Below are 14,807 nucleotides of genomic sequence, written 5' to 3'. Positions count from 1 at the left end.
AAGAAATACATTCTTTTCAAGTTTTAAGAATAGTAAAAGAGTACAATGGGCTGCGAGTAGAAATCATACTCATTAATCATTATTAAGTACTGGGCGCCTTTCTTAAATTAAGTAAAACATAGAAAGAATAGAAATTTTAAACTTATTTCTCTGAATTAGCAAAAAAAAGGATAAGATCAAACAATCTTATCCTTTCTAATTTTATTAATATTTGAAAATTTAATCTTCTAAAGTAATTTCCTCTTCAACACCATTAGGATATGTAAGCATAGCAACATTATCACAAGTAGTATCTCCAAAGTCTACGTTTACCGAAAGTCCGTTTTTAGAAACATCCATATCACCACTTGATACATAGGTACAGGTTATTTCACTTGTTAAAGGATTATTTACTGTAACATTATACGTATTTCCCTCAAAAATTACAGTCCAGCTGCCTTCTACACTATACGTTGCAGTTTCATTAAAAGCAATAGTTGTAGATTTAGTGCCACTGTCAGAAATAATAGAACCATCTTCCATTTCAACTGTCATTTCACTAGTAACCTGAAAAGTTATAGCGTTTTCATTAGAACTGGTATTGAACGAAAATGATCTAGTTCCATTAATTTTTGTTTCTCCCACATAAAAATCTACATAACTAGCGGTAAAAGAACCTGTTTCTCCTTGCTGGTCATAGGTTACAGCTAATGTGCCATTCACATTTTCAGTTCCATTTAACACACAATTATTAAAAGTGGCGACATAACCGGTGTCAGAGTAAACGGCGCTATAACATTCACTACTTAGGGTTTTTCCTGTGGAACCATTATTGGATGATAACTCATATAAAGCTAGATCAATACCACCTGTTATGTCGTCGGTCTCTAGAACTGCTTTAAGCTCTGTTTGGGTCAAAGTGACTTCCTCTGTTGTGGTGTCATCATCACTACAGCTGTATGCCATAAATAATACACTTGAAAGTAATAATCCTTTTACTAAATTAGATGTTAGATTTTTCATATTGAATTGTTTGTAGGGTTGTTACTTTAAAACGATAAAAATGCAGTCCTAGTATTGATATTTAACAGATTAACAAACTACATTTAGCACCATTCATAATAAAGCGCCATATAAAACCGATATAATCGTATACGATATATTATATTTGATGTATGTTGGTTAAAATGAATTTAAGAGATCAAGTACGCGATTATCTGTTATCAGAAATGATTACCGGTAATCTTAAAACAGGTAAAACTATTAATTTAGCTGCCCTTGCGCGTCATTTGAATGTAAGTGTAACACCTATAAGAGAGGCCCTGACTCAGCTGCAGCAAGCTCATATTATAAAGGCAGTACCAAACCGAGGGTTTATTATCGCTGAATTAGATGTAAAAGAAGCTGAAGATCTTTATGAACTGGTTGCCAATTTGGAAGTCATGGCAATTGAAAATTCAGAATTCAGTCAAGAAGACATCATCAATCTTAAAAATCAGCAGGAAGCATTTGAAAATGCCACCAACGCTATTTCAAGAATACAAGCTGATTTAGAATTTCATAGATTATTGACCCAAGGTTATAAAAACAAATTGGCACTTAAAATTCTTCATGATTTAAAGAAACGCATCTTTTTTTATGAACGTGCCTTTACAAATGATGATTCTTTCTACAACAAATCTGATAATCAGCATGATTCAATTATTTCAGCAATTGCCGATGACAATGTGCCGACAGCTTCCCTCCTGTTAAAAATGAATTGGATGCTAATATTAAATTACGTTCAAAAGAAACTTACTGAATAGAGAAATTACTCTAATTCTTGAATCAACTCTTGGGCTGATTGGGTTACTTTAACGTACCCCTTATATGCCCATCTACAGAAAAACACCATTACTATTAATGTTAAAGCAAATATTACGTATTGCTCTGTTTTCAAGTTGGTTAAAAATACATTCTTGTTCGAGATAATTTTAGAGGTTACCGGTACTATAAATAATAGTCCAATAAAACCAACTGCTATACCAATTTGTTGTAATCTTAAAAGTCTATTCTTAGTCTTCAAGTAAAACTTTAAATTTTCTTTATAAGAACCGTTTAAAATATCTATGTTTTTTATTCTTTTTAAAGTTGTAAGAACCATTGCAGGTAAGATTATTAGAAATGAAAGGGTGAGTACTCCGCAAATCTGTAAGTACCAGGTATCTAATTCACCAAAGTTTAGCAGCACAAATAATGCTATAGCAAAACAAACTACGGCACCAAAGGTTTCGTATTTGGTAATGGTTGAGAACTTATTTTGATATTTCTGCTTTGTCATATCTAATATTATTTGGTTCGTTAATTTTTTTTGATGATTTAGTTCATCGCTCATTTGTGTCCATGAAGACTGTAGTTCTTCTAGTTCCATGATTAATATTTTGTCATGTTAGTTTTTAATTTTTTCTTTATTCGAGATATTTTGGTACCTACATTACTATCGTTTAGTCCTGTAATTTGTGCTATCTCTTTATAGCTTTTTCCTTCAAGTAAAAGAAAAATGAGTCCTTTTTCTAAGGTATTTAGATGTTTTAGATGCTGATATAGTAATCGTAATCGCTCTTCGTAGGCATCATTATTAATATCTGATTCCTTGATAAAAATATCTGCAATGGGAACGGAATCTGGTCTTCTCTTTTTTTTCTTGATAAATGTGATCGATGTATTCATCGCTACACGATACATCCAAGTTGTTATTTTCGATTCGTTACGAAACGAGTCAAAATACTTCCACAACTGATATACAACTTCTTGAAATAAGTCTTCTTGATCTTCTTTGTTATCGGTGTAAACGGTAGTCACTTTATATAACAGCGCCTGATGCTCTCGTATTAAATCAGTAAAGACTGCTTCTTTTTGCATTTATAAAAACCTATTTACCCATTAGTATGGGTTTTATGTAGTTTATCACATTTCAATGTAAAATCTTTTTTAAATTAGAGTAAAATAATCCTAAATCGTACAACATGAGGTGTATATGTACGTTTGATTAAAAAAAATATTCTGATATGCAGTATTTAAATCCGCAAATTGAGGCTTTGACAAAAAGAAAAAATACCCCAGCACTAGCTAAAAAGCAAGTATCATGCGGTATTTTTCAAGATGTTAAAGATATTCCCGTTAACGCGAGAACTGTAGTACTAAAAAAAGTATAATCTACTTTTCAAATAACAATGTATCTAAACCAGGAATAAGGTTTAGCGCATTCTTGTAATACAATTTTCTCAACACATCGTCAGGTAAGTTCAATCCGTACATTGCCCAAAATGCATGGTATTTCTTGTAGTACGGAAAATACTCATCATTGCTTTCCAAAACCCTAAAATAAGTTGGGAATTCTTCAGGTTTCCAACTATCCTTTCCGAATAAAACTCTGTCTTGATATTTAATAAAGAACGCTCTAGCATTCTGCGGTTGTCTACCAAGCTCAGCGATGACAGCCGATATACCCACATTCATATTTGGCATTTTATCTAATAGCTCTCCTAATTTTTCTAGATTGTTCGCATGCCAGCCCATGTGTGCATTTATAAACTTTGTATTTGGGTGTTTTTTGAACACATTATGTTGCTCTTGAATTATTTGTTCGAATGGTGCAGGATCTGTTGCGGTACGCTTTCTTCTAGGGTGGGTCTTTAATTCTAACCAACGTTCGTTATCGGCATCCATATTATCCCAGAAAGATTCTGGATCTGCAGCATGAATTAATACGGGTACGCCCATTTCGGCACATTTTGCCCAAATAGGATCTAGTCGTGGATCGTCTATCGCCAAACGATTACCATTAGCATCTTTATTGCGCAAGCCTAAACTTTTAAAAATCTTCAAACCTTTAGCACCGTTCTTTATGTCTTGTTCTAATTGCGAGGCAGCTTTTTCTCCCCATTCCATATCTTTTGCTCCTTCAAAATCTACATTGGCAAAAACCACAAACCGGTTCGGGTAACTCTTGTTTATATTGTCAATTTTCTCCTTTAAACTTTCTCCTGAGCGTCCACTTAAATTCACCATAATTGCTTCGTTCATAGCATCCATATGGCTTACTAAACCCTTTAAAGCCTCTACAGACATGTCGTTTTGGTGACTATGCACATCTATAAAAGGGAATTTTGCTTTGGTGATTTCCGCTCCTGGTACCACCAAAGTAGATGTCGGATTATACTCTTCAAATCCCATTTCTTGGGCTAGTATAGGAGAGGACAATAAGGAAATAAGTACGACAAGAACTGTATATTTTAAGTTGATCATGTTATGTGTTAAGCGCGTTATTTGTTCGGTTTATTAGATTCTGGTATTCTAAATTTGTGTCTACATCGACAATTTGATCTGCACCGTCTAATGGAATGATAGCATTGCTTTTATTGTTCAAAATTTCTTTTGCGCCGAAATCTCCTTTTAACGTACACAACTCTTCAAACAGCAATTTAGGAAACAATGCGGGCACACCTACCTTTTTACCATAGTTTGTTGCTATGATTTTTGATGGATGTTTTACAAACTCTACTACTAAGGAATTTAAGTATTCAAAACTCAATAAAGGCTGGTCAGAAAGGCAAACTAAGATTCCGTCTAAGGTTGGTCTTTGTATAAGTAACACTTTAACTCCGTGTGCAATGCTATCACCCAAGCCGTTTTCCCAATTTGAATTAATGATAACATTTATATTTTTTTCTTTTAAGCTACACTGATTATCAATGTATTCTGCGTTTGAGCCTAAGACAACATACAATGATTTTGCCTTTGTATTTTGAACAGTTTTAATTGTTTCTAATAAGAAATTAGAATTTTTCCAAGGCATTAACTGCTTGATGCCATCCATTCTTCTAGAGGCGCCAGCTGCCATAATTAGTACTGCTATATCTAATTCTGTTTTCAATTATGAATCGATTTCAATCTGTCTTTCAACATTACGGGTTTTGTTTTACGAATAACGGTTAAAATTTCAGCCAATATAGAAATGGCTATTTCTTGAGGGGTTTCAGCTCCGATATTTAGTCCTGCTGGGCCATGAACACCTTCTATAAAATCTAAATCAATATCCATATCATGTTCTACCAATTCAGACAGTAATTTCTCTCTGCGTTTTATAGGTCCTAATACTCCCAAATAGGTCGGACTACTATTTTTAAGCATCATTAAATACTTCAAATCTTTAACATAGCTATGCGTCATTAAAAGAATGGCTGTATTCTTGTCTATTATTTCAACAGGAAAATCTTCTGGTTCACAGTCTAGTAAAGCATCTATACCAGGAAAATCTGATATTGATTTATTCTCTTTCGGAGTTACGGCAACATTCACTTCCCACCCCATACTCAATCCGAAATGTGCTAATTGAACAGCATCATGCTCTCCTCCTATTAATAATAGGCGTTGACAAGGTTGCATTAATTGGGTAAAAACTAAAGCTTTTGACTGTTCTTTGGTGTTCTTATTAAAAGCATAGGGTCTAGAGTTAAGCTTTATAAAGCTACCATATCCGTCCAAAATACCATATTCCATTTTATATGAGGTGCGGAGCTCAAAAGATTCACGATTTTCAATGACAGAGTTAAAATCTTCTATCAGCACTTCGCTTGGTGAAAAAGATTCTAGCAAAATGTATAATATACCTTCACAGCCTAATCTAAATCGACCATCATAGGTCATCAGTTTTGCGGTTTGATTTTTAAAAACAGATTGTGCCTGAAACAATACTTCTTTCTCAACACAGCCACCACTGACCGCACCGATCATAACATCATCTTCACGAATAAGCATACGCACACCAGGCTTGCGATACGAAGAACCATCTAAATCGACAACAGTTGCCAAAACGCATTTTAGGTTTGCAGAAGTAGCAATGCTATACTCTTTAATAATCTTCTTGAATTCATGGGTCATAGATACTAGTTTTTACAACTTCTAATGTAATAAAATTAAGGCTAATATTTCTAAAGTGTATTTGTCTTAAACCTAAGGAAATATAGGACTTTTAAGAACTTTAGATAAGGAACAGCTTCCGCTTTAACAATCTTTAACATTTATTTTATTATTCCCCATAATTTAAATAAACTTTGTCCGTTCTGCTAGTTGAACCTATAATTAATTAATATGAAAAATTTTTTGAAGTCCTTTAGTGTGTTATTTATCTTAACACTACTTGTTTCTTGTGGCAATGCAGATGATGATGTAAACTTAGATTTAATTACAGGCGACGGCTTAGGAAAAGGAACTGAAGTTGATGATTGTTTAGGACTTGAAGAAGGAGAATTGGTTTTATCTATACAAGAACAATATACCACCCTACCAGGTAAAGTATCTATTTTCTTTAGAGTATCTGATACAGGCGGTAATCCGGTTCCGGGTTTAACAGCAAATCAATTCACTATTTACGAGCAAGGCAGAAACGACGATTGTTTTAAAACAATATCTACGTCAGAATCTTCGGCACGTATTTCTCCGAACTCGCAGATATTTTCTAACAATACCTTATTGGTATTAGATTTAAGTAACAGTGTATTAAGCAGTAGCTTAGATGAGTTGAAGTTAGCTTCAACAAGTTTTATAGATGCAGTTATGCCATCTACCCCACAAGAGTCTGTAAAAATGGCTATTTATTGGTTTGATGGAGAAGACGAGTTACATTTATTAAATGCATTGACAACTTCAAGAGCAGAGCTTAAAGATGCTGTTGATGGTATTACCAATGATATCAGTAATGACCCATCGACCGATTTATATGGTGCGGTTATTAAATCTACCGATATTGCTTCAGACTTAGTTAAGGTTTCTACCGCTGGTGGTAAAATTGGTGCGGCATCTGTAGTTATATTTACCGATGGTACCGATCAAGCTTCTAGATTTACAGAAGACGCTGCTTTGAAAAAAGTTAAAGAGGCGAACGCGAACATATCATTCTTTAGCATCGGTTTAGGTGCAGAAATAGATACCGAAGTATTATCTGCTATTGGTAAAACGGCAAGTGTATTCGCACAGAATAAAGATGAACTGGAAAGAACATTTAGAGATATTTCTGAAAAAGTTTCTGAAAGAGCGAACAGCTTTTATTTATTCGAATACTGTAGCCCTAAAAGAGATGGTAGTGGCGAAAACAATTTAGCGATCGAAATCAACACAGGTTCTAGACAAGGAGCAGTACAGACCAAGTTCAGTGCAAACGGATTCACAGGTGGTTGCGAATAGGTAATTACCGATGAAAATATAGAAAGAAGCATGAAAATGCTTCTTTTTTTTTGGCCTAAAGTGAAAACAACAACCTATTGATAATCATTTTGTTGAGCAATAACGTTTCAGCGCGAAGGGTATTTGCGTAAAGGTTTAAACATCCGTTTATCGATTTGTGCCGTATATAAAACCGATTACACTAATATTAATTAAAAGAGAACAAAATGAAAAGAGTATCCTTAGTTACTATTTTATCGATAGCACTTTTAACTTCATGTGTTTCTAAAAAGAAATATGTTGCTTTAGAAGATAACTTATCTCAAACACAAAGTGCATTACAAAAGACCCAGGTTGAGAAAGAAGAGCTACAAGGTCAAATGACCAGAATTGAAGCTCGTGTTGAAGAGTACAATTCAAAAATCAACTCATTAAAAGAGATGAACGATAGTCAGTTCACTAGTGTTGATGATGTTACGGTTATGAGCAATAATACAAAAGCTAAGATGAGAAATACATTGAAAAATGTAGATCCAGCAAAATTAGCAGGTGCTAAGACGTTACAAGATTCTATGAACTTGGCTGTTTCTTACAAATTGAAGCAATCAATTTCTGATGAAGGTGAAGATATCGATGTAAGTATTGATAAAACTGTAGTTATGATCAATATCTCAGATGAGTTATTATTCAACACAGCAAGTTATAATGTAAGTAACAAAGCTGATAAAATATTGAAAAAATTGGCAGATGTAATTAAGTCAGAGCCAAGTATGGAAGTAATGGTTGAAGGTCATACAGATTCTAGAACTATTAACACTCCAATGGTTACAGATAACTGGGATTTAAGTGTAAAACGTGCAACTTCGATCGTACGTAAATTACAGAAAGAATATGATGTTGATCCTTCTCAACTTATCGCTTCTGGTAGAAGTAGCTACTTACCTTTGGTAGAAAACGATACTAAAGAAAACATGGCGATGAATAGAAGAACTAAAATTATCATTTTGCCTAACTTAGATAAGTTCTTTGCACTTTTAGATGCAGAAGATAGCTTATAATCATTAGGATTAAATACTATTAAAAAGGGAAGCTATTGCTTCCCTTTTTTTATGCTTAAAATCTAAACTTGTTATCTAAAGATCATTCCGTTTGGTACATGAATATCTTGTTTTTTTAAATCAACTAAAAATCCGTTAATCACAGCATATTCTGTAACACCGTCTTTTTCTAAAAAGAAGGTCGGGTTGATACCTGGAGTTAAATTTAATTCAGGAATTATAAATTTTGTACTTAATATATGAACAGGGAAAGGTGAATTGATATTCTTTAAAGGAATTGATGATACACGTACATAACCATACCCTTTTTTCAAAACATCTTTAAAATTCAACGCTTTTACTTCATCAAAATTCGTTAAGTTCTTCGGATAAACTTTTGCTTGTTTAATAGTATAACCAGTAGCTTCTAATGTCTCATAACCGTAATAAGTAGACAAATCTCCTTGATCAAAAACACGGCTACTGTACCAAAAAGAGTTGTGATCTGGGTAATCAACTTCTACCTGATGAATGCCTAAATCAATTGTGTACGTATTATCCATAAGTTCATAACTCGCATTAACTATTTTCAAATCGAACAGTTTTCTATCGTTCTCCGGAATTTTCTCGTATTCTTCAATTCCGATAGCCTCATAAGATTTTTGGGCAATAGTATAAATTGCAGATAAGATAGAAGTATAATTTAGTTTTCTGATTTCCTGTTTTTCTACATCTTCAGCATAACCACCAGATTCAATTAAAATAGTGCTTGTACCCCATTTTTGAATATTATCTCCGAAAGCTCTTGGCTCAAAATCATCATTATATCTACCAACTTGTCCCGGTGCATATTTTTGCAGAATATCATTCATAAATACAATGATTTTCATGGCGTTGCCACGAGTTTCATTGATATCTTTCTCATAATTATAAGCCGGAGCCAAATAAGATATCGTAGCAGGTTTTTCGGTACGTTCCGCATTATAATACGTGCTTTGATCATGAAGATTGAATCCGAAATCGGCATCAAGACTATCACGTACACGTTTTAAAGTTTGCGATTCAGGAGACTGCAAACGCAATGCATCTCTATTAATATCTATACCCAATAAATTTCTACGCTGATAAAGCTCTGCACCATCAGGATTCAACATTGGTAAAAAGTGAACCGTTAAATTGGCTAGAATTGACTCTTTTTCCTCTTTAAAATCTTCACTATCAAAGAAATTAAGAATATCAAAAATAGCTTGTGTAGCCGTTGGTTCATCGCCATGCATTTGAGACCAGAGAAAGACATTGGTTTCCCCTGTTCCAATACTAATAAGACTTAAATCTTTGCCACCAATAGATTTACCAACCGTATGCACTTTAAACTTGCTGTTAGCAGAAAGCTTGTCGATAAGTGGTTGAATATCGGTTCTTTTAATACGTCGTTTACCTATAGAACCTTCTTTATAATTCTCGTAGGTATCATATAATTGGGTGGTTATATTATCTGATTGCCCTATTACCGAGAGCGAGCATAAGCTTAATATTGATAGAAATATGTTTTTCATTTACTGTTGTTCTTTAGATAGTTTTCTATTGTTTGTTGGGAAGTTCTTTAAAGTTCAAATTTTTCACTGCCTTTCTAACATTCTCTATAAATTCAGGTCCTGGATCTGTTTTTACAGTTCTGTAGCCCTCATCGGTCTCTAACCATAAAGGGTGATTTTCAAAAAGGGTGTATTCATAATGCCCGATTAAGTATTCGATATCATATTTATCTTTTAAATACTTAACCAACCAAATATTAGATTTCAATTGTGCTTTTGTTAATGGCAATTCTTCTGTACCACCAACATTCTCCACTCCGATTGCGCAATGATTTAAACCAATGACATGTCGCGCCATAGTAGTTTCTGGTAATAATTGATAAATAGTACCATCTCTATCGACCATAAATTGAGAAGAGACATTTAGTCCACTTACATTTTTAATATCTGGTCGCCAATTGGGTAACGTAACCGGATCAAAAGCTTCAAACGATTTTTGAAATGTTGGAATGACCGTCCAATGTAAAACAATCATTTTAGGCTCAATTTTAGGGGAATCTTGATCTAATCCGTATCTATTCTGCAAATATTCTAGTGTCAGTATTTTTCGTTCTTCATTAAAGGTAATTGGGTGTTCTACAATTGTTTTGGTAGATGAACACGATATTAATACCAGACACAGAATAAAATAAAGTACACGTTTTTTCATCATTCAACAATTTGTAAACTATCTTTTTCAACGGCATATGAAATGGTGATTTTTTTTCTTCCCCATTCTTTCGCTTGGTTAATATTCTCACCCATATAAATATCTATACGGTTGCGCCAACGCGAATGCATTTTATCTTTTACGATATAGATACCTTCAAAAGTGTCGATTTTTACTAAGGTATTATATGCAAGGCCTTTTTTTAATAGGTCTCTGGATACCGCAATCCATTTTTGACCCGGTTTAATAGAATCTCCCCAAGCAGTAATTGCAGGATGCTCGTATGATGTTTGGTTGGGAACCGAATTATATGCAGTTGCAGTTACTTGTAAAGGAACCCACTTATATTTTTTATCCAAAGATTTATCTGAACAGCCAAAAGCTATTAGTAGCAGAAAAAAAATGGACACCCTTTTTATCATAACTACTAATGTAGTTTATTTTCTAAAATTAAAAGGTCGGTATAACTTTCGTCCCAAGCTTTTTTGATGTCTTTAGGCACCTTAGTAAAAGAATAATTTAAAGCACTAAGCACAATATCTTTATCGCCATCACCGTCAATATCGGCAGCATCCATCAAAAACCATCTGCCCATATTAATATCTGAAAAATGCTCAGATTTAAAAGAATAATTGTCACTATCCTCGTTCTTTAAATAAACAAAATTATAATCTGGGTGCTTTTCATAATCAGGAAAAGACGCTAACAGCGCAATATCTATATCACCGTCTTCATCAAAATCATTGGCAATAACTCTGGTAGCACCGTTTAATGGGAAGAAAAATGTTTCTGTAAATTTATTGTTACCATCATTTATATGAATTCGCATGCCGTGGTAAGGTTTATGAAATATAGATTTATCTGCATTATCACCGTTGACAGTTATAATATCGTCGAAACCATCGCCATTATAGTCCACCAGCTCAAACCAACTAGAGCCGTATACGGGACTAAAGCGAATCACTTTTTCAACCTCAAAAGTCAAATTTTCTTTTTGGTATAATATATACATCGCTTCATCGCCCTGTGCTGCCATAACCACTAAATCTTCTTGACCATCTGCATTCATATCCTTAGCGATAACTCTTATGGTACCAGATACATTAAGTAATGTTGTGTTTTTATAGAATCCGTATTTGTCTTTTTCAAGTAGTGTAAGTTTACCTTTAAGGTTACCGAATTCGCTTATAATAATTTCTTCTTTTCCGTTATTATTTAAATCGATATACAAGGTATGTACAGGTCTATGTAACGAATCTTGTAGAACAGCGGTTGCACTTCCACTTTTGAGAATGGTTTTTCCCCTTGGTATTTCAAAAGGATCCATTAAACCCATAGTCGTAACAAAAATACTATCGCCAATTAGTCGTGCATCGGTAATAGCTAAATCAGTATTACCCAAATACCTATTTTCGCCAGTATTTAAATCGTAGCTACTTAAAACCCCTCTCCTGTTTCCTGTAAGTACTTGATTAAGAGTCGTATCGATCTTTAAAAAGGTATACAAATTACCCTTAATACTATCTAAAGCTACTGGTTTGGTATTAAATTGTGAAAGCTTATCGTTTTCAATTTTCAGCGGATTGTTGACTACGCTATCTGGCGCCAAACTAATAATGTAATCGACCAATAGTTGCCAGTCTTGTTCATTAATTAATGGTTTACCTGGGTATATTCCAGATTTTATAATAGCTGCCTGTTCATCGAAAGAAAGCTTATAATAGGGGTGTTTATCTGGTGTAATAATTCCTAATCGAGCACCCATATCTGGTAGTATATTATCTCGCCATATATCTTTTGGTAAATCATTGATATTCGGTGCCATGTGGCAGCTGGCACAATAATTTTCATAAAGCACCACTTCTTTTGAACGTTTTTCTGTGTTACACGATACAATGGCACATAATAGTAGGGAGTAGAAGACAGATTTAAAAGCCATTAGAATTAGGATGTTTTGTTGAATTCGGAATTGAAAAATGGAAGATACCTATACCCCTATAATCTTGCAAGTGATAAATGCAGGCTTTTCTTTAAATTTGTATCGCTATGAAAAAAGAAAAAAAACCAGATAATGTAGTTTTCAATGAAGATACCCAAGAGTATCACGGAAAACTATCCCCTTTTGCAACCGGAGTATCAGCACCAAAAATTACTCCGCCAGACGTAACTTCTTGGAAGAACACACATATTGTAAGTGCTAATAATCAGTTTAAGGCAGAATATGAAGCACTTCAAGAAACGTACAAGAAACTGATGGCAAATTTTGAATACAACAATTTGGTATACAGCGCAAAATTCAATTTTGAACCCATTGTAGGTAAGGTATATCATTTGTATAAAGCTAAAGATGAAAGCACGTTCTTATCGCTTATACTTCCTCAAGAATGCAATTTTAATCATGTAGGAAGCTTTAAGCTTACCTCGGATAAAACGTGGGAGAAAGTGAACTAATTACGGCAAAAAAGAAATCTATCTTAACTTAAGATATCAACACATTTTAATCTTATCAAGAACACATTAAGAATGAAGAAAACAAAACTGCTTTTAGGCATTGCCTTAGTAGGTATCATTGCCGCGGCATATTTCAACTATCCTAAACTTAATCTAATATCTGGTTATGCTTCTAAAAACATGGCTTCTACGGTATTTATTGCTGATAGAGATGCTATAAATATTACATTGAATGATAATGAGATGCCATTGATCAACTTGGCAGATTCTGAAGTGTCGAAAGATAGTAAATCCGCTACGGCAATCGTTTATGGACTTATGCCAAGAACAGCGGTTTATAAAGAAGGACTTGGAGCCGTACTTACTAACAAAGAATTTTCTAAACACAATTTCGACATTGTCCCCAATAGATTTAAAGTGCAAGATTCATTGCCTTTTCCTTATGGAAATAACGGTGTTGTCGATACGGTACTAGAAAATGTAGCCTATGATAAATTAGAAGTAGCATTTGAAAATGCTTTTAAAGACCCTGAACAAAAAACAAGATCTCTTTTGGTGGTTCATAAAAATCAAATTATTGGGGAACGTTACATACGCGGATTTTCGAAGGATACAAAAATTCTTGGGTGGTCAATGACCAAAAGTATCTTGGCTACGCTTTATGGTATTTTGGAGTACCAAGATGAAATCGATATGGAATTTAAGCCATTTGCTAAGGAAATGAGCATGAAGAACCACAAGCTCGATATTACCCTTAATAACCTATTACGTATGCAAAGCGGATTGGAATGGGACGAGAACTATTTTAAAATATCTGATGTTACCCAAATGCTATTTTTAGATTCTGATATGACTTTAGCGCAGCGATTTAAAAAGGTAATAGCCGAACCTACAGAAGTGTGGAATTATTCTTCTGGCACCACTAACCTGCTTTCTGGAATTCTAAGAGAGCAGTTCGCTACACATCAAGAATATTTAGATTTTCCCTACAAAGAATTGATCGATAAGATTGGAATGAATTCGATGTTATTAGAAACCGATTTATCTGGCAACTATATTCTATCATCTTATGGTTGGGCAACAACGAGAGATTGGGCTAAATTCGGATTGTTATACTTGAATAAGGGAGATTGGAATGGTGAACGCATCTTTTCAGAATCTTGGTCAGATTATGTAGCAAAACCTACAATCAATTCTAACGGAACCTACGGCGCACATTTTTGGTTAAATGCGGAAGGTAAATATGAAGACATTCCTACCGACTTATATTCTGTAAACGGATTTCAAGGACAACGTATCTTTATAATACCTTCAAAAGATCTTGTGGTAGTCAGAACCGGATTAAAAGAACAGACCGACGAGCAATTCAACACACTGTTGAAAGAAATAATAGCTTCTATTCGATAAAAAGGGCGAAATTTTAACCTTTTAAATACAATACCACATTTTTTAAGCAGTTCACCACAAAATTCTCTAGTGTGGCAACAATAGTTTCAAAGAACCCTGAATGATATATATATTTACAGTGTTATTAAAAACGAATTAAAAATTTTCATTTTCATATAGTGTTCTCGTAAAAGAGTCTGATCTTCACTGACCGGACTCTTTTTAGTTACAGTCATTTTAGTTTTCAGTTGGCAGTGTTACAGTAGCAGTTTTCAGTGTTCAGTTTTTAGATAAAAAAGTATTAAGTAAAATGTATTAAGTATTAAGTACTGCTTAATTGATTCGGAAACGCTTCGCGTTCCAACAATCTTCTTTAGCCTTTAGCCTAAAAAAGTTCGTTTTTTCTAAAGAAAAAATGAACTTTTTTAATACAACCATCAACGAACAACCATCAACGAACAACCATCAACGAACAACCATCAACGAACAACCATCAACGAACAACCA

General features: G+C 34.0%; 16 protein-coding genes. 6 read left to right on the top strand and 10 right to left on the bottom strand.

Translation table 11 applies throughout. The features are described 5' to 3' along the window. Positions 1 to 219: 219 nt before the first annotated feature. The gene (locus tag ACEN2N_RS18790) at positions 220 to 1,002 is read right to left on the bottom strand and encodes a hypothetical protein (RefSeq protein WP_441825767.1); all 783 of its coding nucleotides are present in this window, start codon (positions 1,000 to 1,002) and stop codon (positions 220 to 222) included. Positions 1,003 to 1,166: 164 nt separating this feature from the next. Here ACEN2N_RS18790 and ACEN2N_RS18785 point away from each other — a divergent pair, with 164 nt between their 5' ends. After that, positions 1,167 to 1,784 (top strand): GntR family transcriptional regulator, encoded by a 618-nt coding sequence (locus ACEN2N_RS18785; protein WP_441825766.1) that lies wholly within the window; start codon positions 1,167 to 1,169, stop codon positions 1,782 to 1,784. A 5-nt stretch (positions 1,785 to 1,789) separates the two neighbouring features. Here ACEN2N_RS18785 and ACEN2N_RS18780 read toward each other — a convergent pair whose 3' ends face one another. Together ACEN2N_RS18780 and ACEN2N_RS18775 are read right to left on the bottom strand one after the other, a co-directional pair. Then, positions 1,790 to 2,389: a hypothetical protein gene (locus ACEN2N_RS18780; RefSeq protein WP_441825765.1), complete on the bottom strand. Its 600-nt coding sequence runs from the start codon at positions 2,387 to 2,389 to the stop codon at positions 1,790 to 1,792. 2 nt (positions 2,390 to 2,391) lie between these two features. Continuing rightward, positions 2,392 to 2,880, bottom strand: coding sequence for an RNA polymerase sigma factor (locus ACEN2N_RS18775; protein ID WP_441825764.1), 489 nt, complete (start codon positions 2,878 to 2,880; stop codon positions 2,392 to 2,394). A gap of 146 nt (positions 2,881 to 3,026) precedes the next feature. On the opposite strand from ACEN2N_RS18775, the gene ACEN2N_RS18770 reads away from it, so the two are divergent. Next, entirely contained in the window at positions 3,027 to 3,173 is a 147-nt protein-coding gene (locus ACEN2N_RS18770; RefSeq protein ID WP_441825763.1) for a hypothetical protein, read from the top strand. Position 3,174: 1 nt separating this feature from the next. Here the strand turns inward: ACEN2N_RS18770 and ACEN2N_RS18765 are convergent, their stop codons facing one another. Genes ACEN2N_RS18765 through ACEN2N_RS18755 form a run of 3 tightly spaced genes read right to left on the bottom strand, consistent with a single transcriptional unit; the run spans position 3,175 to position 5,901 of the window. Beyond that, on the bottom strand, positions 3,175 to 4,266 hold the full coding sequence (locus ACEN2N_RS18765; protein ID WP_441825762.1) for an amidohydrolase family protein: 1,092 nt from the start codon (positions 4,264 to 4,266) through the stop codon (positions 3,175 to 3,177). Between the two features lies 1 nt (position 4,267). Continuing rightward, on the bottom strand, positions 4,268 to 4,894 hold the full coding sequence (locus tag ACEN2N_RS18760) for a nucleotidyltransferase family protein (protein ID WP_441825761.1): 627 nt from the start codon (positions 4,892 to 4,894) through the stop codon (positions 4,268 to 4,270). Continuing rightward, on the bottom strand, positions 4,891 to 5,901 hold the full coding sequence (locus ACEN2N_RS18755; RefSeq protein WP_441825760.1) for an XdhC family protein: 1,011 nt from the start codon (positions 5,899 to 5,901) through the stop codon (positions 4,891 to 4,893). The genes ACEN2N_RS18760 and ACEN2N_RS18755 overlap by 4 nt, the downstream gene beginning before the upstream one ends. Positions 5,902 to 6,111: 210 nt before the next feature. Between ACEN2N_RS18755 and ACEN2N_RS18750 the strand changes: the two genes are divergently transcribed. Both ACEN2N_RS18750 and ACEN2N_RS18745 read left to right on the top strand, forming a co-directional pair. After that, positions 6,112 to 7,203, top strand: coding sequence for a vWA domain-containing protein (locus tag ACEN2N_RS18750; protein ID WP_441825759.1), 1,092 nt, complete (start codon positions 6,112 to 6,114; stop codon positions 7,201 to 7,203). A 206-nt stretch (positions 7,204 to 7,409) separates the two neighbouring features. Next, positions 7,410 to 8,240, top strand: a complete 831-nt coding sequence (locus ACEN2N_RS18745; RefSeq protein WP_441825758.1) for an OmpA family protein — start codon at positions 7,410 to 7,412, stop codon at positions 8,238 to 8,240. A gap of 71 nt (positions 8,241 to 8,311) precedes the next feature. Here the strand turns inward: ACEN2N_RS18745 and ACEN2N_RS18740 are convergent, their stop codons facing one another. From ACEN2N_RS18740 to ACEN2N_RS18725, 4 genes are all read right to left on the bottom strand, one after another. Beyond that, on the bottom strand, positions 8,312 to 9,775 hold the full coding sequence (locus tag ACEN2N_RS18740) for a M14 family metallopeptidase (protein ID WP_441825757.1): 1,464 nt from the start codon (positions 9,773 to 9,775) through the stop codon (positions 8,312 to 8,314). 25 nt (positions 9,776 to 9,800) lie between these two features. Beyond that, positions 9,801 to 10,463, bottom strand: coding sequence for an N-acetylmuramoyl-L-alanine amidase (locus ACEN2N_RS18735; protein WP_441825768.1), 663 nt, complete (start codon positions 10,461 to 10,463; stop codon positions 9,801 to 9,803). Further along, entirely contained in the window at positions 10,463 to 10,822 is a 360-nt protein-coding gene (locus ACEN2N_RS18730; protein WP_441825756.1) for a 3D domain-containing protein, read from the bottom strand. The genes ACEN2N_RS18735 and ACEN2N_RS18730 overlap by 1 nt, the downstream gene beginning before the upstream one ends. Positions 10,823 to 10,890: 68 nt before the next feature. After that, complete coding sequence (locus tag ACEN2N_RS18725; RefSeq protein ID WP_441825755.1) at positions 10,891 to 12,402, bottom strand: FG-GAP-like repeat-containing protein; 1,512 nt, start codon at positions 12,400 to 12,402, stop codon at positions 10,891 to 10,893. A 107-nt stretch (positions 12,403 to 12,509) separates the two neighbouring features. On the opposite strand from ACEN2N_RS18725, the gene ACEN2N_RS18720 reads away from it, so the two are divergent. Together ACEN2N_RS18720 and ACEN2N_RS18715 are read left to right on the top strand one after the other, a co-directional pair. Continuing rightward, positions 12,510 to 12,914 (top strand): DUF2452 domain-containing protein, encoded by a 405-nt coding sequence (locus tag ACEN2N_RS18720; RefSeq protein WP_441825754.1) that lies wholly within the window; start codon positions 12,510 to 12,512, stop codon positions 12,912 to 12,914. A 72-nt stretch (positions 12,915 to 12,986) separates the two neighbouring features. Further along, positions 12,987 to 14,321: a serine hydrolase domain-containing protein gene (locus tag ACEN2N_RS18715; RefSeq protein WP_441825753.1), complete on the top strand. Its 1,335-nt coding sequence runs from the start codon at positions 12,987 to 12,989 to the stop codon at positions 14,319 to 14,321. Positions 14,322 to 14,807: the final 486 nt, after the last annotated feature.

This window comes from Maribacter spongiicola, from assembly GCF_052119685.1.
Classification (GTDB): Bacteria; Bacteroidota; Bacteroidia; order Flavobacteriales; family Flavobacteriaceae; genus Maribacter; species Maribacter spongiicola_A.
The sequence above is the reverse complement of the archived record's forward strand: the minus strand, read 5'-3'. Positions and strand labels throughout refer to the sequence as shown.

Bases quoted from the DNA above. Each gene is read 5' to 3' on its own strand.
- ACEN2N_RS18735 (WP_441825768.1), bottom strand. From the start codon at position 10,463: ATGAAAAAACGTGTACTTTATTTTATTCTGTGTCTGGTATTAATATCG.
- ACEN2N_RS18780 (WP_441825765.1), bottom strand. From the start codon at position 2,389: ATGGAACTAGAAGAACTACAGTCTTCATGGACACAAATGAGCGATGAA.
- ACEN2N_RS18725 (WP_441825755.1), bottom strand. From the start codon at position 12,402: ATGGCTTTTAAATCTGTCTTCTACTCCCTACTATTATGTGCCATTGTA.
- ACEN2N_RS18715 (WP_441825753.1), top strand. From the start codon at position 12,987: ATGAAGAAAACAAAACTGCTTTTAGGCATTGCCTTAGTAGGTATCATT.
- ACEN2N_RS18755 (WP_441825760.1), bottom strand. From the start codon at position 5,901: ATGACCCATGAATTCAAGAAGATTATTAAAGAGTATAGCATTGCTACT.
- ACEN2N_RS18765 (WP_441825762.1), bottom strand. From the start codon at position 4,266: ATGATCAACTTAAAATATACAGTTCTTGTCGTACTTATTTCCTTATTG.
- ACEN2N_RS18745 (WP_441825758.1), top strand. From the start codon at position 7,410: ATGAAAAGAGTATCCTTAGTTACTATTTTATCGATAGCACTTTTAACT.
- ACEN2N_RS18770 (WP_441825763.1), top strand. From the start codon at position 3,027: ATGCAGTATTTAAATCCGCAAATTGAGGCTTTGACAAAAAGAAAAAAT.
- ACEN2N_RS18790 (WP_441825767.1), bottom strand. From the start codon at position 1,002: ATGAAAAATCTAACATCTAATTTAGTAAAAGGATTATTACTTTCAAGT.
- ACEN2N_RS18720 (WP_441825754.1), top strand. From the start codon at position 12,510: ATGAAAAAAGAAAAAAAACCAGATAATGTAGTTTTCAATGAAGATACC.
- ACEN2N_RS18775 (WP_441825764.1), bottom strand. From the start codon at position 2,880: ATGCAAAAAGAAGCAGTCTTTACTGATTTAATACGAGAGCATCAGGCG.
- ACEN2N_RS18740 (WP_441825757.1), bottom strand. From the start codon at position 9,775: ATGAAAAACATATTTCTATCAATATTAAGCTTATGCTCGCTCTCGGTA.
- ACEN2N_RS18750 (WP_441825759.1), top strand. From the start codon at position 6,112: ATGAAAAATTTTTTGAAGTCCTTTAGTGTGTTATTTATCTTAACACTA.
- ACEN2N_RS18785 (WP_441825766.1), top strand. From the start codon at position 1,167: ATGAATTTAAGAGATCAAGTACGCGATTATCTGTTATCAGAAATGATT.